General features: G+C 65.2%; 23 protein-coding genes. 5 read left to right on the forward strand and 18 right to left on the reverse strand.

Annotated elements, in window-relative coordinates; translation table 11 throughout:
* Window positions 1-45: 45 nt before the first annotated feature.
* The 15 genes from AC1MHZ_RS04890 to AC1MHZ_RS04960 all read right to left on the reverse strand — a co-directional run bounded on the left by AC1MHZ_RS04890 (window position 46) and on the right by AC1MHZ_RS04960 (window position 16,361).
* Complete coding sequence (locus AC1MHZ_RS04890) at window positions 46-372, reverse strand: PA3694 family proteiin (protein WP_084856807.1); 327 nt, start codon at window positions 370-372, stop codon at window positions 46-48.
* Window positions 369-1,292 carry an alpha/beta hydrolase gene (locus tag AC1MHZ_RS04895; RefSeq protein ID WP_084856805.1) on the reverse strand — a complete coding sequence of 308 codons (924 nt, stop codon included), beginning with the start codon at window positions 1,290-1,292 and terminating at the stop codon, window positions 369-371. The genes AC1MHZ_RS04890 and AC1MHZ_RS04895 overlap by 4 nt, the downstream gene beginning before the upstream one ends.
* The gene (locus tag AC1MHZ_RS04900) at window positions 1,264-2,541 is read right to left on the reverse strand and encodes a flavohemoglobin expression-modulating QEGLA motif protein (RefSeq protein WP_368829997.1); all 1,278 of its coding nucleotides are present in this window, start codon (window positions 2,539-2,541) and stop codon (window positions 1,264-1,266) included. Before AC1MHZ_RS04900 ends, AC1MHZ_RS04895 begins: the two co-directional genes overlap by 29 nt.
* Window positions 2,542-2,713: 172 nt before the next feature.
* On the reverse strand, window positions 2,714-3,262 hold the full coding sequence (locus AC1MHZ_RS04905) for a hypothetical protein (RefSeq protein ID WP_084856801.1): 549 nt from the start codon (window positions 3,260-3,262) through the stop codon (window positions 2,714-2,716).
* A 46-nt stretch (window positions 3,263-3,308) separates the two neighbouring features.
* On the reverse strand, window positions 3,309-4,013 hold the full coding sequence (locus AC1MHZ_RS04910; protein ID WP_084856799.1) for a TetR/AcrR family transcriptional regulator: 705 nt from the start codon (window positions 4,011-4,013) through the stop codon (window positions 3,309-3,311).
* A gap of 267 nt (window positions 4,014-4,280) precedes the next feature.
* A complete protein-coding gene (gene lysS / locus AC1MHZ_RS04915; RefSeq protein WP_060478386.1) occupies window positions 4,281-5,783 on the reverse strand; it encodes a lysine--tRNA ligase in 1,503 nt (500 codons plus the stop codon).
* Window positions 5,784-5,876: 93 nt separating this feature from the next.
* Window positions 5,877-6,972, reverse strand: a protein-coding gene (gene prfB, locus AC1MHZ_RS04920) for a peptide chain release factor 2 (protein WP_143515203.1) whose coding sequence is annotated in 2 segments (ribosomal slippage) — window positions 5,877-6,899 and window positions 6,901-6,972 — 1,095 coding nt in all. Because the reading frame shifts where the segments join, the coding sequence is not laid out codon by codon here.
* A gap of 169 nt (window positions 6,973-7,141) precedes the next feature.
* Entirely contained in the window at window positions 7,142-8,146 is a 1,005-nt protein-coding gene (locus AC1MHZ_RS04925) for a response regulator (protein ID WP_084856796.1), read from the reverse strand.
* 51 nt (window positions 8,147-8,197) lie between these two features.
* A complete protein-coding gene (gene cheB / locus AC1MHZ_RS04930; RefSeq protein ID WP_482966086.1) occupies window positions 8,198-9,211 on the reverse strand; it encodes a chemotaxis-specific protein-glutamate methyltransferase CheB in 1,014 nt (337 codons plus the stop codon).
* Window positions 9,208-11,484, reverse strand: a complete 2,277-nt coding sequence (locus AC1MHZ_RS04935; protein ID WP_084856793.1) for a hybrid sensor histidine kinase/response regulator — start codon at window positions 11,482-11,484, stop codon at window positions 9,208-9,210. Before AC1MHZ_RS04935 ends, cheB begins: the two co-directional genes overlap by 4 nt.
* Window positions 11,481-12,146 carry a chemotaxis protein CheW gene (locus AC1MHZ_RS04940; RefSeq protein ID WP_084856791.1) on the reverse strand — a complete coding sequence of 222 codons (666 nt, stop codon included), beginning with the start codon at window positions 12,144-12,146 and terminating at the stop codon, window positions 11,481-11,483. The genes AC1MHZ_RS04935 and AC1MHZ_RS04940 overlap by 4 nt, the downstream gene beginning before the upstream one ends.
* Complete coding sequence (locus AC1MHZ_RS04945; RefSeq protein WP_482966087.1) at window positions 12,143-13,393, reverse strand: CheR family methyltransferase; 1,251 nt, start codon at window positions 13,391-13,393, stop codon at window positions 12,143-12,145. Before AC1MHZ_RS04945 ends, AC1MHZ_RS04940 begins: the two co-directional genes overlap by 4 nt.
* Window positions 13,390-13,896 (reverse strand): chemotaxis protein CheW, encoded by a 507-nt coding sequence (locus tag AC1MHZ_RS04950; protein ID WP_084856788.1) that lies wholly within the window; start codon window positions 13,894-13,896, stop codon window positions 13,390-13,392. The genes AC1MHZ_RS04945 and AC1MHZ_RS04950 overlap by 4 nt, the downstream gene beginning before the upstream one ends.
* A gap of 5 nt (window positions 13,897-13,901) precedes the next feature.
* Window positions 13,902-15,524: a methyl-accepting chemotaxis protein gene (locus AC1MHZ_RS04955; RefSeq protein WP_084856787.1), complete on the reverse strand. Its 1,623-nt coding sequence runs from the start codon at window positions 15,522-15,524 to the stop codon at window positions 13,902-13,904.
* 114 nt (window positions 15,525-15,638) lie between these two features.
* Window positions 15,639-16,361, reverse strand: a complete 723-nt coding sequence (locus tag AC1MHZ_RS04960; RefSeq protein WP_084856785.1) for a tellurite resistance TerB family protein — start codon at window positions 16,359-16,361, stop codon at window positions 15,639-15,641.
* 221 nt (window positions 16,362-16,582) lie between these two features.
* Between AC1MHZ_RS04960 and AC1MHZ_RS04965 the strand changes: the two genes are divergently transcribed.
* The 3 genes from AC1MHZ_RS04965 (at window position 16,583) to AC1MHZ_RS04975 (ending at window position 18,716) form a co-directional block, all read left to right on the forward strand.
* Complete coding sequence (locus tag AC1MHZ_RS04965; RefSeq protein ID WP_482966088.1) at window positions 16,583-18,007, forward strand: gamma-aminobutyraldehyde dehydrogenase; 1,425 nt, start codon at window positions 16,583-16,585, stop codon at window positions 18,005-18,007.
* Between the two features lie 125 nt (window positions 18,008-18,132).
* Window positions 18,133-18,387, forward strand: a complete 255-nt coding sequence (locus tag AC1MHZ_RS04970) for a type II toxin-antitoxin system HicA family toxin (RefSeq protein WP_084856782.1) — start codon at window positions 18,133-18,135, stop codon at window positions 18,385-18,387.
* Window positions 18,384-18,716: a type II toxin-antitoxin system HicB family antitoxin gene (locus AC1MHZ_RS04975; protein ID WP_084856780.1), complete on the forward strand. Its 333-nt coding sequence runs from the start codon at window positions 18,384-18,386 to the stop codon at window positions 18,714-18,716. Before AC1MHZ_RS04970 ends, AC1MHZ_RS04975 begins: the two co-directional genes overlap by 4 nt.
* 10 nt (window positions 18,717-18,726) lie before the next feature.
* On the opposite strand, the gene AC1MHZ_RS04980 is transcribed toward AC1MHZ_RS04975, so the two are convergent.
* The 3 genes from AC1MHZ_RS04980 to AC1MHZ_RS04990 form a co-directional block, all read right to left on the reverse strand.
* The gene (locus tag AC1MHZ_RS04980) at window positions 18,727-19,833 is read right to left on the reverse strand and encodes an NADH:flavin oxidoreductase/NADH oxidase (RefSeq protein ID WP_084856779.1); all 1,107 of its coding nucleotides are present in this window, start codon (window positions 19,831-19,833) and stop codon (window positions 18,727-18,729) included.
* 177 nt (window positions 19,834-20,010) lie between these two features.
* Window positions 20,011-21,720, reverse strand: coding sequence for a single-stranded-DNA-specific exonuclease RecJ (recJ, locus tag AC1MHZ_RS04985; RefSeq protein WP_084856777.1), 1,710 nt, complete (start codon window positions 21,718-21,720; stop codon window positions 20,011-20,013).
* A 31-nt stretch (window positions 21,721-21,751) separates the two neighbouring features.
* On the reverse strand, window positions 21,752-22,294 hold the full coding sequence (locus AC1MHZ_RS04990) for a YaeQ family protein (RefSeq protein WP_084856775.1): 543 nt from the start codon (window positions 22,292-22,294) through the stop codon (window positions 21,752-21,754).
* Between the two features lie 130 nt (window positions 22,295-22,424).
* On the opposite strand from AC1MHZ_RS04990, the gene AC1MHZ_RS04995 reads away from it, so the two are divergent.
* Both AC1MHZ_RS04995 and AC1MHZ_RS05000 read left to right on the forward strand, forming a co-directional pair.
* Window positions 22,425-23,624 (forward strand): CaiB/BaiF CoA transferase family protein, encoded by a 1,200-nt coding sequence (locus tag AC1MHZ_RS04995; RefSeq protein WP_324813148.1) that lies wholly within the window; start codon window positions 22,425-22,427, stop codon window positions 23,622-23,624.
* Window positions 23,625-23,634: 10 nt separating this feature from the next.
* Window positions 23,635-24,507 carry a TIGR02285 family protein gene (locus AC1MHZ_RS05000; protein ID WP_324813151.1) on the forward strand — a complete coding sequence of 291 codons (873 nt, stop codon included), beginning with the start codon at window positions 23,635-23,637 and terminating at the stop codon, window positions 24,505-24,507.
* Window positions 24,508-24,519 lie beyond the last annotated feature (12 nt).

Genomic DNA, 24,519 nt, shown 5'->3' on the forward strand with positions numbered 1-24,519 from the left:
TCTTGTGGGTGCGGGCTTGTTCTGCGATGGGGCTCGTGACAAGAATCACTGCACCTGCTGCGGCGTCTCCTGCCCCAGGCAGCGGATCGCCCGCTTGCGGTTGTCCACCAGCACGCCGGTCAGGCCCTTCTGCTGGGTATCGAACAGCACCAGCACACCATCGACGCATTGGGCCACCTGGGGCGCCGGGTCCAGGGAGACCTTGTAGTCTTCGCCGGGGATGGTCTTGAGCATGGTGAAGTCCTGCAGCAACAGGGCATCCTCGGGCTTGGCGAAATGCACGTAGCCGTAGTACCAGAGGGTGCCGACCGTCACGATGATGCTGCCGACGGCCGTCAGGATCAGCGGGATGGCGTTGCGTTCTTCACTCATTGCTCGTTGTTCTCGTCTGGGTAGTTGGGCACTTCGGCCAAGCGCCGAAGGCCATTGAAATGGCTGGGGTCGTCAAGAAAGCGCAGCATCACCTGGCGCCAGGTCGGGTCGGCGAAGGTCTGCACATGGCCACCCCGGGTCAGCTGCAGGACCCGCGGCGGCGGTGCGTGCTGGTACAGGCGGATCCCGCTGTCCATCGGCACCAGGTTGTCGTCGATGCTGTGGAAGAACAGCTTCGGTGGGCTGTCCAGCCGCTCGATGGAGCGGATCGCACTGTCGCCGTCCGGTACCAGCCATGACAGCGGCACCTGCAACGGCCAGGTCAGCCAGGACGTGCTCAAGGCGAAACGCCCCACTTCCCGGTAGCTGGCCGGCACGCCGTCGAACACCAGTGCCTTGAAGCGCTGGCGCTGGTCGGGATGAGCGGCCAGATAGTGGATGGCCATCGCACCGCCCAGGCTCTGCCCCAGCAGTACCAGGGGCTTGCCCTTGACTTGCGGGGCCTGGTCCAGCCAGGCCATGGCCGCGGCGATGTCCTGGTAGACCTCGGGCAAGCTGGGCTTGCCCCGGGACAGGCCATAGCCACGGTAGTCGATCAACAGCACCTGGTAGCCCTGCTCGGGCAGCCAGTAGCTGCCGCCCAGGTGCCAGGCCAGGTTGCCGCCGTTGCCGTGCAGGTGCAGCACCGTGCCCTTGACCTCGACACCAGGCTTGGCCGGCAGCCACCACCCGTGCAGGCGCGTGCCGTCGGCCGCCGTGAGGGTCAGGTCGCGATAGGCGAGCTTGGCCTTTTCCGGGGTGAACGCAAGGCCCGGCTCCGGGAAGAACAGCAAGCTGCTGCAGCCCCCGAGCCCCAGCAGGAGCAGGCCCAGGATCAGCAGGCGACAAGCGTCAGAGAATGTTCGCGTAGTCGGCTTCAATGCGATCCAGGCTCAGGTGGTTGAGGAAGTTGGAGAAGCACATCCAGGCCGACAGGGCGTTGAGGTCGCGGAACTGCTCCGGCAGGTACTTGGGCGGCTCCACCAGGCCCTCCTCGACCAGCTGGCGCAGGGTACGCATGTCTTCCAGGGTGGTCTTGCCGCAGAACAGCAGCGGGATCTGCTCGAGCTTGCCCTTCTTCACGGCCAACTGAATGTAGTTGTAAACCATGATGAAACCCTTGAGGTAGGACAAGTCCTTGGTGAATGGCAGGCCATTGGGCACCGAACCACGAAACACCCGGCTGGCGTTGCTGTAGCTCTGGGCCATCTCGAAGCCCTGGCCGCGGAAGAATTCATAGACCTGCATGAAGTCGGCGCCCTCCTCCACCATGTGGATCGCCCGGGTGCGGTTGGTGAGCTTGCGCAGGCGGCTGGGGTAGGAGGCGAAGGCGATCACCTCCATGAGGATGGCCAGGCCTTCCTGGGTCACGGTCGACGAGGGCGGCCCCTTGGCCAGGAAGGTGCAGATCGGCTGGTTGAGCCCATTGAGGGTGGTGCCCACGTGCACCAGCCCCTCGTGGACCTCCAGGGCGCGTACGTCGCGGCTGTTGAACATGGCGTCGGCACGCACCTTGATGTAGTCGGCACCGGCAGCAGCGTCGGCGACGATACCATCGGACTCGAACACGCGGATGGTCTCCTCGGCTTCGCCGAACACCTTGTTCAGGCGGCGCTGGAGAATCGCCACGGCTTCCTTGGCGGTGAGGTTCTTCGGCTCGTCCTTCAGGTCGCCCCGGCCATCGATGTTGTTCAGGTAGTCCGAGAGCATCAGACCCAGGTCGGCCAGGGTCGGGTCGCCGGCATGGAAGGCGTCCGAGGCCGCGCCATAGAGCTCCTGGGAAATCAGGCCGAAATCCTCGGTGCCACGGGCTTCGAGCATGCGTACCACCATGCGGTACTCCTTGCACATGCGCCGCATGATCTGGCCGACCGGGTTGAACTGGCCGAGCTGGCGGGTGATGTCGCGCTCGATGCTCTGGAACTCGGCCTTCACTGCGCTGGAATCGAACGACAAGGGCCGGCCCTGGTAGTAGGCGCGATCGACCGCAGGTGGCTCCTTGCCCTTGGCATTGAGAAAACCGTTACGGATGTTGTCGTCCCATTTCACCGCGTCGAGCACACGAATGGGGGTTTGCGCCGCGACGATGCGATCGGACAACGCGCGTATGGTTTGCTGGTACTCGTCCACCGGGGACTCCTTTCAGAACATACCTGTAACGGCCCTATCGCCGGCAAGCCGGCTCCCACCGGGTTGCGCCAGCTCACAGAAATCCGGCAAGACAGTTGCTCTCACCGATACACATGCGCAAGGGCAGTGATATACCCGTGGGAGCCGGCTTGCCGGCGATGAGGCCGCACGGTCATTTGCTGGAACGCTGGAAACGTGCCACTTCGACGAACAGGTCGGAATTGGCCGGGTCGTCCAGGTAGGCCAGAACCCGCTCCGCCGGGCTGTCGATCAACACACCCGGCCCGTTGTCCTCCACCCCCTCGGTGCTGCGCCCGTTGAGCTCTTTGTGCTCCAGCGCCTGCTGGACCTGGTCGACATCGAGGTTGTAGAGCACCAGCTCCTTGTCATCGACGATATCGAAGCCGCCGATCAGGAAGTTGCCGCCCAGTCGCTTGGGCACCCCCGCCGACAGGTACCAGCGGTTGCCATGGCGCGACACGGTAAAGACGTACTCCTCGGGTGCCTTGCCCTTGGCGGTGGCCACCGCCCGGTAGGCATCGCCGCCGACGCGGCTGATGGCGAGCTTGAGCGGCTCGCCCCAGGCGTCCTTGCTGCTCCATTTGCCAAGCAGCGCCTTGGGCGCGGCCTGGTTGCTGGGCAAAGGTTCATGGAAGGTCACCAGACAGCCACCGAGCATCAGGAATGACAGCGTCAACAACACCACACGCCAGGCTTTCATCAGGTTCTCCTTGAAAAAGTCGGTCGCCCCTGGGGTCGGTCCCAGCCTAGGCCGATGCCAGCACCAGGTGCAGGTACCGGGTAAGGATAGCGAGCATCTGCCCATCGGCTTGCGCATTCGCATCCTTGAGCAGGCCCTGATATTCCATCTGCTCGATTATCGCCGTCAACATCTGGGCGTCCTGCTCGGGCTGGCGCGAGCCGACCACCTGCAGCATCTGGCGTGCGCCATGCAGCAGAATCTGTTCGTGGGCGGTTACCAGTTCGGCCAGGCGCGGGCACAACAGCGCCTCCTGGCGGAAGGCCTGCTCGGCCATGATGAAGTCGCGCCGGGTATGCAACTGGCGGCTGACATAGTCTGCCATCATGCGTGCCACGTCGTCGGCCAGGCGCGCCCGGGACGCCGGGCTGCCGTCGCCCTGGGCGAGCAACTGGCGCAGCAGCACTTCGGAACTGGCCCAGAGCTTGGCCATGTAGGCGGCGCTGCGCTCGACATACTGGGCAAAAGTATCGGTGAGCAGGTCTTCGATGTCCTTGAAGTAGTAGGTGGTGGCCGACAAAGGCACACCGGCCTCGGCGGCCACCGCCCGGTGCCGCACGCCACGCACGCCATCGCGCACGACGATGCGCATGGCTGCGTCGAGGATCTGCTGGCGGCGCTGCTCGCTGCCCTGGCGGGCAGTCTTGCGCCCTTGGTATTGCACGCTTTCAGCGACGGCGCTGGCGACGCCGGCTGCACCTTGTTGAGCCATTGCGGGAGTCACGATGTTTACCTCGTTGAATCTCAGCGAGGGTCTTCCCCTCTTCTTCCAGTAAAGACGGTTTGTAGCCGGTGGCGGCGCCGGCCCGCGAACTGTGACCAACCAGTCACAAAAGGGTTGCAGGCAAAAAAAGGCCGCTCCGAAGGCACTTGGCATTCATTGGAGCGGCGCTTTGAAATTCTGGGGCTGCTGCGCAGCCCTTTCGCGGGCGAGCCCGCTCCTACAGGGCAGGGCGCGCAGCGGCCCCCTTTACCATGCTCAGGCCTGCGGACGCATGTGCGGGAACAGGATCACGTCGCGGATCGACGGCGAGTTGGTCAGCAGCATGACCAGACGGTCGATACCGATACCCTCACCGGCAGTCGGCGGCATGCCGTACTCCAGGGCTCGGACGAAGTCGGCGTCGTAGTGCATGGCCTCGTCGTCACCGGCATCCTTCTCGGCCACCTGGGCCAGGAAGCGCTCGGCCTGGTCTTCGGCATCGTTGAGCTCGGAATAGGCGTTGGCGATCTCGCGGCCACCGATGAACAGCTCGAAGCGGTCGGTGACGGCCGGGTTCTCGTCGTTACGGCGCGCCAGCGGCGAGACTTCGAACGGGTACTCGGTGATGAAGTGCGGCTGCTCCAGCTTGTGCTCGACCAGCTCCTCGAAAATCATCACCTGCAGCTTGCCCAGGCCTTCGTGGCCCAGCACCTTGGCGCCGGCCTTCTTGGCGATCTCGCGGGCACGGTCGACGTCCTGCAGGTCGGCGGCGGTGAGCTCAGGGTTGTACTTGAGGATCGAGTCGAACACCGACAGGCGCGCGAACGGCTCGCCGAAGTGGAACACCTTGTCGCCATACGGCACGTCGGTCGAACCCAGTACCAACTGCGCAAGCTCGCGGAACAGCTCCTCGGTGAGGTCCATGTTGTCGCGGTAGTCGGCGTAGGCCTGGTAGAACTCGAGCATGGTGAACTCGGGGTTGTGCCGGGTCGAGACGCCTTCGTTACGGAAGTTGCGGTTGATCTCGAAGACTTTTTCGAAACCGCCCACGACCAGGCGCTTCAAGTACAGCTCCGGCGCAATACGCAGGAACATGGCCATGTCCAGGGCGTTGTGGTGGGTTTCGAACGGCTTGGCCGCGGCGCCACCGGGAATGGTCTGCAGCATCGGCGTCTCGACTTCGAGGAAGTCGCGCTCGATGAGGAACTTGCGGATGTGCGAGATCACCTGCGAACGCACACGGAAGGTGTGGCGAGTTTCCTCGTTGACCATCAGGTCGACGTAACGCTGGCGGTAGCGCTGCTCGGTGTCGGTCAGGCCGTGGTGCTTGTCCGGCAGCGGGCGCAGCGACTTGGTCAGCAAGCGCACGTTGGTCATTTCGACGTACAGGTCACCCTTGCCGGAACGGGCCAGGGTGCCTTCGGCACTGATGATGTCGCCCAGGTCCCAGGTCTTGACCGCGGCCAGGGTTTCTTCCGGCAGAGTCTTGCGGTTGACGTAGACCTGGATGCGCCCGGTCATGTCCTGGATGACCATGAACGAGCCACGGTTGAGCATGATGCGGCCGGCAACCTTGACCGGAATCGCGGCTGCTTCCAGCTCTTCCTTGGTCTTGTCCGCGTACTGTTTCTGCAGGTCGTTGCAGTAGCTGTCGCGACGGAAGTCGTTGGGGAAGGCGTTGCCCTTGGCACGCTCGGCGGCAAGTTTTTCCTTGCGCAGGGCGATCAGGGCATTTTCTTCCTGTTGCAGGTCTTGCGATTCGGTCTTGAGGTCGCTCATGTCGTCATTGTTTCCATCAGGTGTTCGTTGCCCCTGTCGGGCAGGGCACGCGATACCGGCCCGGGGCCTGGTATCGCGGCGGTGGTGTGCGGTTTACAGCCCCTGCTTGAGGCTCGCTTCCAGGTACTGGTCTAGGTCGCCGTCCAGGACCTTCTGGCAGTCGCTGCGCTCGACGCCGGTACGCAGGTCCTTGATGCGCGAGTCATCGAGCACGTAGGAGCGGATCTGGTGGCCCCAGCCGATGTCCGACTTGCTGTCTTCCAGGGCTTGCGAGGCGGCATTGCGCTTCTGCATTTCCAGTTCGTACAACTTGGCCCGCAGCATCTTCATGGCGGTGTCCTTGTTGGCGTGCTGGGAACGTTCGTTCTGGCAGGCCACCACGGTGTTGGTCGGCACGTGGGTGATACGCACCGCCGAGTCGGTGGTGTTCACGTGCTGGCCACCGGCACCGGAGGAGCGGTAGGTGTCGATGCGAAGGTCGGCCGGGTTGATCTCGATCTCGACCTTGTCGTCGATCTCGGGCGAGACGAACACCGCCGAGAACGAGGTGTGGCGACGGGCGCCGGAGTCGAACGGGCTCTTGCGCACCAGGCGGTGCACACCGATCTCGGTGCGCAGCCAGCCGAAGGCGTACTCGCCCTTGATGTGCACGGTGGCGCCCTTGATGCCGGCGACCTCGCCTTCGGACAGCTCGATGATGGTGGCGTCGAAACCGCGCTTGTCGGCCCAGCGCAGGTACATGCGCAGCAGGATGTTGGCCCAGTCCTGGGCCTCGGTGCCGCCGGAGCCGGCCTGGATGTCCAGGTAGGCGTTGTTCATGTCCATCTCGCCGCTGAACATGCGACGGAACTCGAGCTGGGCCAGGACTTCTTCCAGCCCCTCCAGCTCGGTCACGACATCGCTGACGGCAGCTTCGTCATTCTCTTCGACGGCCATGTCGAGCAGGTCCTTGCAGTCGGACAGGCCATTGGACATTTTGTCCAGGGTTTCGACGACCTGTGCCAGCATGGCACGCTCGCGCCCCAGCCCCTGGGCATACTCGGGCTTGTTCCAGACGGCAGGGTCTTCCAGTTCGCGGTTGACTTCGATCAGGCGATCAGCTTTTTGATCGTAGTCAAAGATACCCCCGAATGGACTGGGAACGTTCGGTGAGGTCCTTGATGGTGTTCAGGATTGGTTGGATTTCCATGGGCTGGCTACTCGCGCGAATTCGGTGAAAAGCCCGCGAGTATAACGCAGTCCGTGCCAGGGCGGCAGACCCGCCGGGCGGTATCGGCAGGAGGCCGTCGCGCGCCCCTGCGCGGCACAAGGTACGCGCCGCACTTGCGCGCTGTGTACTGGTGCAAGCCGCAAGGGAGTCAGGCCACACCCACCTGGTTACGCCCGTTGTTCTTGGCCATGTACAGCCCCTTGTCGGCCGCCGAAATCAGCTGCCGGCTATGGCTGCCGATGCCAGGCGTGAGGGTCGCCAGGCCGATGCTCACGCTCAGGTGCGCATCGGCCTGGGGGGCGATGTGTGGAATGTTCAGCGCCAGCACGGTCTGGCGCAGCTTCTCGGCGATCAGCCGGGCCCCGCCGGGCGAGGTATTGGGCAGCACCAGGGCGAACTCCTCGCCGCCATAGCGTGCCGGCAGGTCGGTGGGCCGCGAGCAGGAACCACGGATGGCTTCGGCCACCTGACGCAGGGCCTCGTCGCCGGCCAAGTGGCCGAAGCTGTCGTTGTAGGCCTTGAAATAATCGACGTCGATCATCAACAGCGACAATTGCTGCTGTTCGCGCATGGCTCGCCGCCATTCGAGTTCCAGGTATTCGTCGAAGTGACGGCGGTTTGACAGCCCGGTCAAGCCATCGGAGTTCATCAGCCGCTGCAGCATCAGGTTGGTATCGAGCAGCTGCTGCTGGCTGACCCGCAGGGCGCGGTAGGCTTCGTCGCGCTGCAGCAGGGTCAGGTAGGAGCGCGAGTGATAGCGGATCCGCGCCACCAGCTCGATGTTGTCCGGCAGCTTGACCAGGTAGTCGTTGGCCCCGGCGGCGAAGGCTGCGCTCTTGACCAGTGGGTCTTCCTTGGTCGACAGGACGATGATCGGGATGTCCTGGGTGACCGGGTTGTTGCGGTATTCGCGCACCAGGGTCAGGCCATCGAGGCCTGGCATGATCAGGTCCTGGAGGATGACCGTGGGCTTGATGCGCATGGCCTGGGCCACCGCCTGGTGGGGGTCGGCGCAGAAATGGAAGTCGATGTTCTCCTCATGGGCCAGCCCACGGCGCACCGCTTCGCCGATCATCGCCTGGTCGTCGACCAGCAGGACCATCGCCGCGCTTTCGTTGATGGTCGTGAAACCTTCGATCGGTAGATCATTCATGCCTGTTCACCCGGTCACTGCCGGCCAGCCGGCGTGACTCAATACATAACTTCATTTTGGATAGATCTCCATCAGCCGCCCGGCGATACGCTCCAGCGGCCGGATCTCCACGGCGGCATCAATCGCCGCGGCGGCCTTTGGCATACCGTAGACGGCGGAGCTCTGCTGGTCCTGGGCGATGGTCAGGAACCCTCGCTGGCGCATCTGCTTGAGGCCCTGGGCGCCGTCGCGGCCCATGCCGGTGAGCAGCACGCCGACGGCATCGCCGGTCCAGTAGCGGGCCACGCTCTCGAAGAACACGTTGATCGAGGGGCGGTAGATCTCGTTGATCGGCTCGGCGGTATACGCCAGCTGGCCGCCTTGCATCAGGCGGATATGGTGGTTGGTGCCCGCCAGCAGGACCTGCCCCGGCTGTGGTGGCTCGCCTTCACAGGCCAGGCGTACCGGCAGGCCGGACACCCCGCTGAGCCATTCGGCCATGCCGGCGGCGAACACTTGGTCCACATGCTGGACCAGCACGATGGAGGCCGGGAACTCCCGCGGCAGCCCTTTGAGCAGCACTTCCAGTGCCGCCGGCCCACCCGCCGAGGAACCGATGGCTACCAGGCCACGACGTTGGGACGCTTCACGCAGCGGCGCCGACACAGTCCGGGTCGTGGCTGGCCGTTGCTGGCCGATCAACCAGCCGATATTGAGGATTTTGCGCAACAGTGGCGCGGCCGCTTCCCGGGCGTCGCCGGCCCCCAGCGAAGGCGTGTCGACCACGTCCAGGGCGCCATGGCCCATGGCCTCGAACACCCGGTGCACGTTCTGCTTGCGATCGACCGTGACGATGACGATGGCGCATGGGGTCTCGGCCATGATTCGGCGGGTGGCCTCGACGCCGTCCATCACCGGCATGATCAGGTCCATGAGAATCAGGTCCGGGGTTTGCTCGGCGCACAGCCTTACCGCCTCGGCGCCATTGGCCGCCACCCACAGCACCTGGTGCTCAGGCTCGAAGGCCAGCGCCCGGCGCAGGGCCTCCACGGCCATGGGCATGTCGTTGACGATGGCGATCTTCATCCCTGGGCCCCTCCGATCAGCTCCACCACGGCGTCCAGCAGCGCGTCGTCATGGAAGCTGGCCTTAGCCAAATAGTAGTCGGCGCCGGCGTCCAGTCCACGTCGCCGGTCTTCTTCACGATCCTTGTAGGACACCACCATCACCGGCAGCGATTGCAGGCGCTGGTCCCGGCGTACCAGGGTCACCAGTTCGATGCCGTCCATGCGCGGCATGTCGATATCGGTGATCAGCAGGTCGAAATCATCGCTGCGCAAGGCGTTCCAGCCGTCCATGCCGTCCACCGCCACGGCCACGTCGTAGCCGCGGTTGCCCAGTAGCTTGCGCTGCAGCTCACGTACGGTGAGCGAGTCGTCCACCACCAGGATGCGCTTGCGCACCAGGCCACGCCCACCCCGGGCACCACGTTCGATACGCTCCAGCCGCCCGGTGCTGAGCAGCTTCTCGACCGAGCGCAGCAGGTCTTCGACGTCGATGATCAGCACCACCGAGCCATCGTCGAGCAAGGCCCCGGCAGAAATGTCCTGGACCTTGCCCAGGCGCGTATCCAGCGGCATCACCACCAACACCCGCTCGCCGACCAGGCGCTCGACCGCCACACCGTAGAGCTGATCGCGCTCACGGATCACCACGACCCGCAGGCTGCGTTCGTCATCCTGCCCTGCCGGGCGGTTGAGCAACTGGCTCGCGGCCACCAGACCGATGTGCCGGCCCTCGTGCCAAAAGTGCTGGCGCCCTTCGATCTGCACGATCTGCTCGGCGGACACCTCCAGGGTGCGTTCGATGTGCGCCAATGGGAACGCATAGGCTTCACCGCCCACTTCCACCACCAGGCTGCGCACCACCGACAAGGTCAGCGGCACTTCCAGGTGGAAGGTGCACCCCTGGCCGGACACCTGGGTCAGCTCGATCGAGCCGCGCAGCTCGCGCACCATGTGCTGCACCGCATCCAGGCCAACGCCCCGCCCGGACACCTCGGTGACCTGGTCACGCAGGCTGAAGCCCGGCAGGAAGAGGAAGGTCAGCAGCTCCGCCTCGCTCATCTGCGCCACGGTCTCGGCAGGCGACAGCGCACGCTCGACGATGCTGCGACGCAGGCGCTCAAGGTCGATACCGGCGCCGTCATCGCTGAGTTCGAGAATCAGCAGCCCGGCCTGGTGGGACGCACGCAGGCGCAACGTGCCATCGACCGGCTTGCCCGCCAGCAGACGCCGCTCGGGCAGCTCGATGCCATGGTCGACGGCATTGCGCAGCAGATGGGTCAAGGGCGCTTCTAGCTTCTCCAGCACGTCGCGGTCGACCTGGGTCTTTTCGCCCTCGACCTGCAGTTGCACCTGCTTGCCCAGGGAGCGCCCCAGGTCGCGGACCATGCGGCTCTGCCCGGTCAGGACATCGGCGAAGGGGCGCATGCGGCAGGCCAGCGCCGTGTCGTAGAGGTGCTGCGCACGCTGGCTGGCCTGCCAGCCGAACTCGTCGATCTCTGCGGCCTGCTGCTGCAGGATCTGCTGGGTTTCGCCCAACAGACGTTGGGTCTGGGCCAGGGCTTCGAGCACCTCCTGGCTTTGGCCGCTGCCTTCGAGCTGCTGCTTGAGCCCATCGAGGGCGCGCATGCCCTGGCCATGCATGCGCTTGAGGCGCTGCAGGCTGGCCAGGTAGGGCTTCAGGCGCTGGGTTTCCACCAGCGACTTGCTCGACAGGTCCAGCAGGCTGTTGAGGCGGTCGGCCGTGACCCTGAGCACCCGCTCGGCCCCTTCCCCGCCGCGCTTGGTGGCCCTGCGCAGCGGGCCGGGCTCGGCCGGCTCGCTCACAGCCTCTGGCACCTCTGCCTCTGCTGCAGGAGGCAAGGCCGCAGCGGCGGGAGCACTGGGTTGGGCTGCAGCGGACGCACTCGGGTCTAGCAGGCCGGCCAGCTGTGCCAGGAAGGCCGGCACCGCCGCCTCGCTGCCCTGGTCGCCCGGCGTGGCGATGCGCATCAGCAGGTCGGTGCCCTGCAGCAGGGCATCGATATGCTCGGCACGCAGCAGCAGACGCCCTTCCTGGGCGGCCACCAGGCAATCCTCCATGACATGGGCCACGTTGACCCCGGCATCGATGCCGACGATGCGGGCGGCGCCCTTGAGGGAGTGGGCCGCACGCATGCAGGCTTCCAGCTGGTCGGCCTGGGTCGGGTTGCGTTCCAGCGCCATCAGGCCAGCACTGAGCACCTGGGTCTGGGCCTCGGCCTCCAGGCTGAACAGCTCGAGCAGCGATGCGTCGCGCATTTGCTCAGGGGTCATGACAGGCTCCGCTTCACGGCAGACAGTACGTGTCGTTCATCCAGCACCCGCACGCTGCGGCCGCGCCATTGCAGCACCGCCGCAGTGAAATGCGCGGCGTCCTGGCCATCGACCAAACGCGCAGGGTCCAGGCGGTGGATACCATCGATTTCGTCCACCGCGATAACCACCGGGCCACCTTCGGCTGCAAGGATCAACATACGTGGCATCACTCGGCCATTGCGTTCCTGGGCCGGCAGTATTTCCATGCCCAGCAGGTCGGCCAGCGACAGACAGGGCACCAGCGCGCCACGTACGTTGGCCACGCCCTGCAGTACCCGTGAACGCTGGTGCGGCAGTGAATGCACGGCCTGCAGCGGGGCGATTTCGGCAAGGCATGCGCAGGCCAGGGCCAACCACTCCTCGCCCAGGCGGAACAGCAGCATGGAGCGCCCAACGCTGTCTTCCTCCGGCGGCAACACCACGTCCTGCTCGTCCTGCAACAGGGCATAGCGGTCCAGCAGGCGGGTGGCCGCTGCGGCATAGACCTGGCAGTTGCGGCAGTGGACATGGCGTTCGAGCAACGGGCACTGCTTGTCGCCATGCACGCCGATGCGGTTCCAGCAGTCGTCGATGAGCTCATCGTCCCGTGCGATCAGGTGCACCCCCTGTACGTCACTCATCGTTCAGACTCCCGCCCCGCACGCGCAGCCCGCGCCTGCAGCCGACGGGCCCCGGCCTCATCGCCCTGGGAGGCGAGCAAGGCCGCCAGGTGCACCAACGCCTCTGGATGCTGGGGCTCCAGGTACAGTGCCTTGCGGTAATGGCTGAGTGCGGCTTGGATGTCGCCTTCGGTATCGCTGAGCAGGCCCAGCCAATAATAGACCTGCGCCTTGGGCGGGAACTGCTGCAGATACTGCTGGCAGCTGGCCCGCGCCTGTTCGCTGTCGCCGGCATTGGCCTGGCGAGCGATGCGCTCGAGCAACTGCCGCTCGCCTTCGCCATGGGACGGGGCATGGGAAACCGCCGGCACCGGGCGAGGCATCCGGGCGGGGCGAGTCACAGGCCGCGGCGACAAGGGCGGCATCGTCAGCGTGCGAACGGCCAGTACCGGGCGGGTGGCCGGGGGCGGTGGCTCTTCCTGGCGAACATAGGCGAACGACTGGGCGATGCCCAGCGGGCGCATGCCCAGGCGCGCCAGCAGGCTGCCCTCGGCCGGCCCGATGAACAGCACGCCCTGGGCATGGGTCAGGTGCTTGAGCACCTCGAAAACTCGCCGCTGGGTCGGCACGTCGAAATAGATCAACAGGTTGCGGCAGAACACGAAGTCGTAGAGCCCTTCGCGGCTCTTGAGCAGGGGGTCCAGCACATTGCCTACCTGCAGGTTGACCTGGTTGCGTACCCGCTCGGCCAGTTGGTGGCCTTCGTCGGTTTCACTGAAGTGCCGGTCACGGAAGGCCAGGTCGATACCACGGAAGGAGTTGCGCCCGTATACCGCCTGCTCGCCGCGGGCAATGGAACTGGGGCTGATGTCGATGCCATCGATCCGGAACGTCGCCGGGTCCATGCCCCCATCGAGCAATGCCATGGCGATCGAATAGGGTTCCTCGCCGGTCGAACAGGGCAGGCTGAGAATGCGCAGCGGGCGTGCGCCGGCCAGCTCGGCCAGGCGTTTATGGGCCAGCCCCACCAGGGCAGTGAACGACTCCGGGTAGCGGAAGAACCAGGTTTCCGGAACGATCACCGCCTCGATCAGCGCTTGTTGCTCGTCTACCGACTGCTGCAGGCGCAGCCAGTAGTCGTCCAGGTCGCTGGTCTGGCAAGCGGCGCAGCGCTGCTGCAAGGCCCGCTCGACCATGGGCGCGCCGACCGAGTCCACGTCCAGGCCGATACGCTCCTGCAGGAAGCGGAAGAAATGCTGCTGGTTCATGCCGTCACCTGCCCAGGCAGCTCGGGAAACAGCAACCGGCGCACATCGTCCGGCAGCAGGTCGTCCACCTCGATACGCTGCAACAACCCGCCTGCATCCTGGCGCACCGGCCCCAGGTACGGCGCATCGGTATTGTCCAGGCCATAGGGCTGGAACTCGTCGGGGCGGCAACGCAGGGTATCGGTGGCTTGCTCCAGGACCAGGCCCAGTTGCTGGTCGCCACGGTAATGCACCAGCACCAGTCGGGTACTGGTGCGCATGGGGGCCGGGCGACCGAAGCTCAGCGCCGAGAGGTCCACCACCGGCACCAGTGCGCCGCGGTGGGCCAGGATACCTGCCACCCACGCAGGGGCTTGAGCGATGGGCTTGAGCGTACGGCGCGGCAATACCTCGATCACCTCGTGCACATCCAGGGCAAAACGCTGGTCACCGATGCGAAACTGCAGGTACAGCGTGCCCTTGCCGTCGCCTGCCTGCTCCTGCTGGAGCTGCACGTCGTTCATCGCGATCAGACTTTGAAGCGCGACACGCCGCCGCGCAGTCCGGCAGCCACCTGGCTCAGTTCATCGATGGCGAAGCTGGCCTGGCGCAACGACTCCACAGTCTGGGTGCTGGCATCGCTGAGCTGGGCCAGGGCCTGGTTGATCTGTTCGGCACCGGTGGCCTGGGCCTGCATGCCTTCGTTGACCATCAGTACCCGCGGCGCCAGCGCCTGCACCTGGTGGATGATCTGGCTGAGCTGCTCGCCCACCTGCTGGACTTCGAACATGCCCCGGCGCACTTCCTCGGAGAACTTGTCCATGCCCATGACCCCGGCCGACACGGCGGACTGGATCTCGCGCACCATTTGCTCGATATCGTAGGTGGCCACGGCCGTCTGGTCGGCCAGGCGTCGCACCTCGGTGGCGACCACGGCGAAGCCACGCCCGTACTCGCCCGCCTTCTCCGCTTCGATGGCGGCATTGAGCGACAACAGGTTGGTCTGGTCAGCCACCTTGACGATGGTCACCACCATCTGGTTGATGTTGCTGGCCTTCTCGTTGAGGATCGCCAGCTTGGCGTTGACCAGGTCGGCTGCGCCCATCACCTGGTGCATGGTTTCCTCCATGCGCGCCAGGCCCTGCTGGCCGGAGCCGGCCAATACCGAGGCCTGGTCGGCGGCGGAGGTGACTTCGGTCATGGTCCGCACCAGGTCACGGGAGGTGGCGGCGATTTCCCGCGAGGTGGCACCGATTTCCGTGGTGGTGGCGGCGGTTTCGGTGGCGGTGGCCTGCTGCTGCTTGGACGTGGCGGCGATTTCGGTGACCGAGGTGGTCACCTGCACCGACGAGCGCTGGGCCTGGGCCACCAGGTTGGCCAAGGCCTCGGCCATTTCGTTGAAACCGGTCTCGATGCTGCCGAACTCGTCCTTGCGGTCCAGGCTCAGGCGCATGCTCAGGTCGCCGGAGCGCAGTTTGTCCAACGCATGCACGACGCGCTGCACGGGCGCGGTGATCGCGCGCAGCAGCAACAGGCCGCAGATGCCTGCGGCAACGATTGCCAGCAGCAACGAGACGACCATGCTGCCCTTGGCGGTGGCCACCGCACTGACGATATCGTTGGTCGCCGACTCGGCCGATTCCCGGTTGCGCTCGATGACACCATTGAGGTGTTGGCGGCCATTGACCCACGCCGGCGTCAGCACATCGTTCACCAACCGTTCGGCCTCGGCGTAGTCCTTTTGCCGGTAGGTAGCCAGCACTTGGTCGAGGATCTTGATGTATTCCGCTTCCAGGCGCCGGAAGGTATCGAGGGCGGCCTGGTCGTCCGACTCCTTGATCGTGCCCTGGTAGCTGGCCATGTATTGCTTGAGACGCTCGTCGAACGACTTGAAGTCGGCCAGGTCGGCCGCCGTCATCTCGCGGCGATTGGACAGGCCCACCAGCTGCTGGCTGGCCACGTAGCTGTCGACCCAGGCACTGCGCAGCATCGAGCTGTAGTAGAAGCCGGGAATGCTGTCGGACCCCACCGATTCTTCGCTGGCCTCGATCGCCACCAGCCGCGAGTAGGCGGCAACGATCATCAGCAGCATGATGGCGATGATCACGGCGAAACTTGCCAGGATCCGTTGGCGCAAGGTCCAGTTCTTCACATTCAGCCCTCAGGAATTCGATACGAGCGGGGAAAATCGCCAGAGTATAGCGTAGGCGCCCAGCGCAATCGCAGCTCAATCAAGGGGTGACGGGGCTTCCCTGCCCAGGTCGGGTCATTGCCCGGCGGCGAGCTTGACCTGTGCCTCCAATTCCTGGCGCAAGTTCGCGTCCAGACGCAGCTGGCGTGCCAGTTCATCCAGGTAGGCGCGCTCCATGAAGTTCTCCTGGTCGACCATCATCACGCTCGCCAGGTACATCTCGGCGGCCATTTCCGGTGTCTGCGCGGCGCTGGCAACTTCGGCGGGGTCCAGCGGCTTGTTCAGTTCGGCATGCAGCCAATGCTGCAGTTCGCGGTCGTTGTCGAGCCTGACGAACTCGCCTTCGATCAATGCCCGCTCACGCTCGTCGATATGGCCATCGGACTTCGCGGCCGCCACCAGGGCGCGCAGCACGGCCTGGCTGTGCTGCTCGGCCTGGGCAGCCGGCAGGCGGTCGAGGGTCTGCGGCTCCTGCGGCTGGGCCGTGCCCTGGCGCGCCTGCCAGTTGCCATAGGCTTTGTAGGCCAGCACGCCAAGAGCGGCCAGGCCACCATAGGTCAGCGCCTTGCCGCCATACTTGCGGGCCTTCTTGTTGCCCAGCAACAGGCCCATGGCCCCTGCCGCCAACGCGCCGCCACCGGCACCGGAGAGCAGGCTGCCAAGGCCGCCCTTGCCCGCCTGGCCACCCAGCAGGTCGCCAAGGCCGGGGGCCTTGCCGGCCTCGCTCTTGCCTTGCGAGTTCTGCAGCAATTGCTGGCCGGACTTGAGCAATTGATCGAGCAAGCCACGGGTGTTCATCTGGCATTACCTCTTCACTGGAAAGGAAAGCCCCAGATTAGGCCCGCACGCTGAACTCACGCTTAATGCATTTGCTTCCAGATGTTGCGCGGCCACCCGATAAAAACGGACTAGACTCGACTGCGGCCCATGCCAACCACAGATATCTTCTCGGCGCCTATTCCTTGCCCCGTGGCGGCGAAAGCGTTGCGGGCAGCGGCAAATGACCTAGGAGGACTCCCATGCACACCCGAATGCTGATCAATGGCCGCCTGGTGAACGGCGAAGGTCCGGCCTGGACCGTGCTGAACCCGGCCCTGGGCAGCGCCCTGGCGCAGATCAACGAGGCCAGCGAGGCCCAAGTGGACGCCGCGGTGCGCGCAGCCGACCAGGCCTTCGACACTTGGTCGCAGACCACCCCAAAGGACCGTGCACAGGCCTTGCTGGCGTTGGCCGACACGGTCGAACGCCACGGCGAGGAGCTGGCCCGGCTGGAATCGCAGAACTGCGGCAAGCCGTTCGCCGCCGCACTGGCTGACGAGATCCCGGCCATCGCCGACGTGTTCCGCTACTTCGCCGGTGCCGCCCGCTGCCTGGGCGGCTCGGCGGCCGGCGAATACCTGCCGGGCCATACCTCGATGATCCGTCGCGATCCATTGGGCGTAGTCGCCTCCATTGCCCCGTGGAACTACCCGTTGATGATGCTGGCGTGGAAGATCGCCCCAGCGCTGGCGGCAGGCAACACGGTGGTGCTCAAACCCTCGGAGATGACACCGCTGACCGCCCTGCGCCTGGCCGAGCTGGCCCAGGACCTGTTGCCCGCCGGGGTGCTGAACATCGTCTTCGGTCGTGGCCAGACGGTCGGCACGCCGCTGGTCACCCACCCCAAGGTGCGCATGGTCTCGCTGACCGGCTCCATCCCCACCGGTGCGCGCATCATCGGTGCCACCGCCGAAAGCGTGAAGCGCATGCACATGGAGCTGGGTGGCAAGGCGCCGGTGCTGGTGTTCGATGATGCCGACCTGGATGCCGCCATCGAGGGCATCCGCACGTTCGGGTTCTACAACGCAGGCCAGGACTGCACCGCCGCCTGCCGGCTCTACGTGCAGGATGGCATCTACGAACGCTTCGTCGAGCGCCTGAGCCAGGCCGTGGCCACGATCAAGCCTGGCCTGCAGGATGCCACCGATACCGAACTGGGCCCTTTGATCAGCGCCCAGCATCGCGACAAGGTCGCAGGCATGGTGCAGCGGGCCATCGCCCAGCCGCACATCCGTCTGGTCACCGGCGGCAAGGTACTGCCCGGCGACGGCTTCTTCTTCGAGCCCACGGTACTGGCCGACGCCCAGCAGGACGACGAGATCGTGCGCCACGAAGTGTTCGGCCCGGTGGTATCGGTGACGCGCTTCAGCGACGAGGCCCAGGCCCTGGCCTGGGCCAACGACTCCGACTACGGCCTGGCCTCGTCGGTGTGGACTCGCGACACCGGTCGCGCCCATCGCCTGGCGGCGCGCCTGCAGTATGGCTGCACCTGGGTCAATACCCACTTCATGCTGGTGAGCGAAATGCCCCATGGCGGGCAGAAACATTCGGGGTATGGCAAGGACATGTCGATGTATGGCCTGGAGGACTACACCTGCGTGCGGCATGTGATGATCAAGCATTGAGCTGACGGACGAGATGACGCCGCGTCTTTCACCGGAAGCGGTGTCGCGATTTCATTCAACAAGCGCTTCCCCTTCCTACTCGCAAGCGGTTGTGACACGCGCAATTGGTATCATAGCCTGATACCATGAACACACATCAGCGAACGACCTTGTCCTTAATCTTCAGCACGCCCCCTCCCAAGACCCTGGAATGGTCGCGGCTGGAGTCGCTTTTGGTATCGCTTGGCGCGAGGGTCATCGAGGGCAGAGGCTCTCGGGTGCGCTTCGAGTTAAAGGGGGTGGTGGCGACCTTTCATCGGCCACACCCAGACAGGCATGCAAAGCCATACCAGATATGCGACGCCCGTCAATTCCTCGAGCAGGTAGGAGTAACCCCATGAATGTCATGAGCTATCGCGGCTATAGCGCACGCATCGAGTACAGCGATGAAGACCAATTGCTGATCGGGCACGTTGCCGGCATACGCGATGTGATTGGTTTCCATGGCGAATCGATCAGTGAGTTGCGCAGCGCCTTCGAAGACGCCGTGGACGATTACCTGGAAACCTGCGAACGCTTGGGCCGGGCCCCGCAGAAAGCCTACTCCGGCAAGCTCAGCCTTCGCCTGGAACCGGCTCTCCACGCCAGCGTGGCAGCGAAGGCCGAACTGGCGCAGAAGAGCATCAACCAGTGGGTGAGCGACATCCTCGATCAAGCCGCCCGTAACTGAAATAGCGCGGTCACTCCCTCAAGTCCGACTCATGGATCGGGTTGGCCCGGCTGGTAGCCCGTTGGTACTGGGCCGGCCAGGTGGCCTTGTTGCCGCCCAGGTCGTCGTCGGCGTGCAGGGGCCAGTACGGGTCGCGCAGCAGCTCGCGGGCGAGGAAGATGATGTCGGCCTGCCCGGTGCGCAGGATGTGCTCGGCCTGGGCCGGTTCGGTGATCATGCCCACGGTGCCGGTGGCAATCTCCGACTCCTTGCGCACCCGTTCGGCAAATCGGGTCTGGTAGCCGGGGCCGGTGGGGATTTCGGCGTTGACCGAGGTGCCGCCGGAGGACACATCGATCAAGTCCACGCCAATGGCTCTCAGGCGCCGGGCCAGCTCGACGGTTTCGTCCGGGTTCCAGCCATCTTCGACCCAGTCGGTGGCCGAGACCCGTACGAACAGCGGCAGCTCCTGTGGCCACACCTTGCGCACCGCCTCGGTGACTTCCAGGGTCAGGCGGATACGGTTTTCGAAGCAGCTGCCATAGCGATCGCGCCGCTGGTTGCTCAGCGGCGACAGGAACTGGTGCAGCAGGTAGCCGTGGGCAGCATGCACCTCGACCACCTTGAAACCCGCCTCCAGGGCACGGCGCGCAGCATCGGCGAAGGCCTGGACGATGCCGGTGATTTCATCTTCGGACAACTCACGGGGCACGGTGTGCTCCGGGTCGAAGGCAATCTTCGACGGGCCTACCGGCTGCCAGCCGCCGTCTTCGACCTTGACACTGCCGTGCTTGCCCAGCCAGGGGCGATGGGTACTGGCCTTGCGCCCGGCATGGGCGAGCTGGATGCCGGGCACGGCGCCCTGGGCGGTGATGAAGCGGGTGATGCGCTGCAGGGGTGGGATCTGGGCGTCGTTCCACAGGCCCAGGTCCTCGGCACTGATGCGACCATCGGGGGTGACGGCGGTGGCTTCGGTGATCACCAGGCCAGCGCCGCCAACGGCACGGCTGCCCAGGTGCACCAGGTGCCAATCGTTGGCCAGCCCGTCAGCGGCGGAGTACTGGCACATGGGGGAGACGGCGATGCGGTTGGGTAGGGTCAGCTGACGCAGGGTGTAGGGCTCAAGCAGCAGGCTCATGAGGGGACCTCCCAGGGACTCCAATGGTTGGCCGGTCCGGGCACTTGTGTGAGGCCTTGGTCCGGTATCGGTAGTGTTCAGACTAGACCAGATAGGGAGTGCCTGCCTTCAGGGGGGCGGTGTCTGAAAGATCGAGCGCCGCCCAATCGAGGGAGGAGCGCGCGCCGATAAATCCGGCTACCGCGCCTCCATGTGTGCAATCATCAATTGCACGCTCTCCTGCCCGCGAAACTCGTTCACATCCAGCTTGTAGGCCAGCTCCACCCAACGCACCGTAGGGTTCGGCCAGACCTCCCGGTCGATCCCGAAGGCAATCCCGTCCAGCCTGACCGAACCGCACTCACTCTTGAGCACCACCTTCAGGTGCCGTTCCCCCACCACCCGCTGCTCGACCAACTGGAAAACCCCGTGGAACAATGGCTCGGGGAAGTGCTGCCCCCACGGCCCGGCATGGCGCAAGGCGCGTGCCAGGTCCAGGTGGAACTCCTCGACCGCCAGCGTCCCGTCGGACAGCAACCGCCCGGTCAGGTCCTCTTCCCCAAGGTGCCGGCGAACCTCCTCGTCGAAGGCTGCGGCAAACGCCGGGAAATGCTCCGCCGGCAACGACAGGCCGGCCGCCATGGCATGCCCGCCGAACTTGCTGATCAAGTGCGGATGCCGTGCAGCCACCGCATCCAGCGCATCGCGGATATGGAACCCAGGTACCGAGCGCGCCGACCCCTTGAGCATCCCCTCGCCGGCGTCGGCAAAGGCGATCGTCGGCCGGTGATAGCGCTCCTTCAGCCGCGACGCAAGGATGCCGATCACCCCCTGGTGCCAGTCGGGCTCGAACAGGCACAGGCCATAAGGCATGGACTCGACCGGCAGGTCCTTGAGCTGGGCCAGCGCCTCGCGCTGCATGCCCTGTTCGATGGACTTGCGGTCCTGGTTCAGCCCATCGAGCTGCTGGGCCATGTCCAGCGCCAAGGCTGCGTCATCGCAGAGCAGGCATTCGATCCCCAGGCTCATGTCGTCCAGGCGACCGGCCGCATTCAGGCGCGGGCCGAGAATGAAGCCAAGGTCGGTGGAGGTGATGCGCCGGTGATCGCGCCGGGCCACTTCGAGAATGGCCTTGAGCCCCGGCCGGGCCCGCCCGGCGCGGATACGCTCCAACCCCTGGTGCACCAGGATGCGGTTGTTGGCATCCAACGGCACCACGTCGGCGACGCTGCCCAGGGCCACCAGGTCGAGCAGCTCGCCGATATTCGGCTGCGCTTGGCTGTCATAGCGGCCCAGGCTGCGCAGGCGTGCACGCAGAGCCATCAATACATAGAAGATCACCCCCACGCCGGCCAGGGCCTTGCTGGGGAAATCGCAGCCGGGCTGGTTCGGATTGACGATCGCGTCGGCATCCGGCAGGTGCTCGCCCGGCAGGTGGTGGTCGGTGACCAGCACCTTCAGGCCGGCCGCCTTGGCGGCGGCGACGCCCTCGACGCTGGAGATGCCGTTGTCCACCGTGATCAGCAACTGCGGCTCGCGCTGCAGGGCCACCTGGACGATTTCGGGGGTCAGGCCATAGCCGTATTCGAAACGGTTCGGCACCAGGTAGTCGACATGGGCCGCGCCCAGCAGCCGCAGGCCAAGCACACCGACGGTACTGGCCGTGGCACCGTCGGCGTCGAAATCGCCGACGATGAGGATGCGCTGGCGCTGGTCGAGCGCCTCGACCAGCAGGTCCACCGCCGCGTCGATGCCCTTGAGCTGTTGGTAGGGCAGCAGCCGCGCCAGGCTCTTGTCCAGTTCGGCCTCCGACTGCACGCCACGGGCGGCATACAGGCGGGTCAGCAAGGGCGGGAGGTTACCGAGAAAGGGCAGGCTCGGTGGCAAGGGACGAGGTTCGATACGCATCGGGGGCTTCGGCAATCAGGTTGGGGACAGGTCAGCCACGCTCACCGAGCAGCCACTCCAGCTGCACTTCGTGCTGGCCACGGTCGTCGGTCACGAACAGGGTGCCCTCGCTGATCATCACGTCCCACTTGATCGAGCGGGGCATGTCGGTGGCCAGGGTCTCCAGCGCTTCCTGGGGCACCGCGGCGATGCTGAGGTTCTTCAGGCCCTTGACCGCATCGACCACCTTGTTCTGCCATACGCGCAGGCTGCCATAGGCCAGCAGGCTGGTACGTTCGGTACGGCGCGAGCACCAGGTCAGGCGCTCGGCATCCGGCTGGCCGACTTCGATCCAGTGCAGCACGCGGTCATCCAGGCTCTTTTCCCACAAAGCGGCCTCGTCCACGTCCGACAGGCCGCGGCCGAACGACAGGTTCTCGTTGTACCACAGGGCATAGGCCAGCAGGCGCACGGCCATGCGTTCCTCGGTTTCCGAAGGATGACGGGCGATGGTCTGGCGGACGTTCTCGTATACGCCGCGGTCGAGGTCGGTCAGATTCAGTTCGAACTTGTAGGTGGTGGACGGCTGGGCCATGGGCGGGGGCTTCTTGCGAAATAAAAGTCACACAGTCTAACCGATCCCGCCCTTCGTTGTGCCGTGACAGTACCTGCAGCCGACGACCTATGATAAAACCACGCATCAACCCAGCCGCCACGGATGCCCCATGCCCACGCCCAGCAAACCCCTCGCCGGCCTGAAAGTGATCGAGCTCGGTACCCTGATCGCCGGCCCCTTCGCCTCGCGCATCTGCGCCGAATTCGGCGCCGAGGTCATCAAGGTCGAATCCCCCGATGGCGGCGACCCGCTGCGCAAATGGCGCAAGCTGTACGAGGGCACTTCGTTGTGGTGGTTCGTCCAGGCGCGCAACAAGCAATCGCTGACGCTCAACCTCAAGCACCCTGAGGGCCGTGAGATTCTCAAGCGGCTGCTGGCCGATGCCGACATCCTGATCGAGAACTTCCGGCCCGGCGTGCTGGAGAAACTGGGCCTGGGCTGGGATGTGCTGCATGCGCTCAACCCGCGCCTGGTCATGGTGCGCCTGTCGGGCTTCGGCCAGACCGGCCCGATGAAGGACCAGCCCGGTTTCGGCGCCGTGGGCGAATCCATGGGCGGCCTGCGCTACATCACAGGTTTCGAGGACCGCCCGCCGGTGCGCACCGGGATCTCCATCGGCGATTCGATCGCCGCCCTGTGGGGCGTGATCGGCGCACTCATGGCCCTGCGTCACCGCGAGGTCAACGGTGGCCAGGGGCAGGTGGTGGATGTGGCCTTGTACGAAGCCATCTTCGCCATGATGGAAAGCATGGTGCCGGAGTTCGATGTGTTCGGCTTCATCCGCGAGCGCACCGGCAACATCATGCCGGGCATCACGCCCTCCTCCATCCACACCAGCGCCGATGGCAAGCACGTGCAGATCGGCGCCAATGGCGATGCCATCTTCAAGCGTTTCATGCAGGCCATCGGCCGCGACGACCTGGCCAGCGACCCGGCCCTGGCCACCAACGATGGCCGGGACCTGCGCCGCGACGAGCTCTACGGCGTCATCGACCGCTGGGTCAACAGCCTGCCGCTGGCGCAGGTGATGCAGGTGCTGACCGATGCCGAGGTACCGGCGAGCCGGATCTACTCGGCCGAGGACATGTTCAATGACCCGCAGTACCTGGCCCGCGAAATGTTCCTCCAGGCCAGGCTGCCCGATGGCAAGCCGTTCAAGATGCCGGGCATCGTCCCCAAGCTCTCGGACACCCCGGGCTCCACCGAATGGGTCGGCCCGGCCCTGGGCGAACATACCGAGGCGGTGCTCGCCGGCCTGGGCTACGACGCGCCAGCCATCAGCCGGTTGCGCGAAGCCGGTGCGGTCTGACCGCACGCCGATGCCCCTGGCCGTCCGGAAGGTACTGGGCCTGTTGGTGCTGTTGTGCGGGTTGCTGCCCGCCATGGCCAGCGCCAAGGAGCGCCTGATGTGGCTGATACGCGACTTGCCGCCGTTCACCATCTTCGATGGCGTGGCACAAGGCCAGGGCGTCATCGACCGCTTGCTGCCACAGTTGATCACACAAATGCCCGAATACGAGCACAGCATCATCCGGGTCAATCGTGCCCGGGGCATGCAGATGCTCCAAGAACCCAGCTTCACCTGCGATCCGACCTTGCTGTGGACGCCGGAGCGGGCCAGGTTCGTGCATTTCTCCACACCGTCCTTGGGCGTGCTGAGCAGCGGCGTGGTAGTGCGTAAGCGCGACCAGGGCATGCTGGCGCCCCTTCTGGACGGCCAGCAAGTCGACCTCAAACGCTTGCTCGCCGAGCCCCGTCTCAAGCTTGGCGTGGTCGCAGAACGCAGCTACAGCACCCAGGTCGACGCTATGCTGCGCCAACTGCCCGACACCGTCGTGAGCCGCCATTACGGCAACGAAGCCACCACCAACCTGTTGCAGATGCAGCAGCTGGGGCGCCTGCAACTGGTGCTGGGGTACTGGCCGGAAATCCGCTACCTGATCCAGGTACAGGGTTGGCCGCTGGAAAATTACGCGTTCCATCCCATTCAAGGCGTGAACCGCTACCAGTTCCTGCACGTCGGCTGCTCCGATACACCGCTGGGGCGCGAAGCCATCCGCCATATCGACCAACTGCTGCCGGCCCTGCGCCGGGACGTCCTGCCTGCACTGTATGCCCAATGGCTGGACCCGGAGCAACGACAGGACTACCTGGAGCACAGCAAGCACTTTTTCGAAGACCGCCAGGACTAGGTTTATTGCCTG

This window comes from Pseudomonas sp. FA-1 (assembly GCF_056856075.1).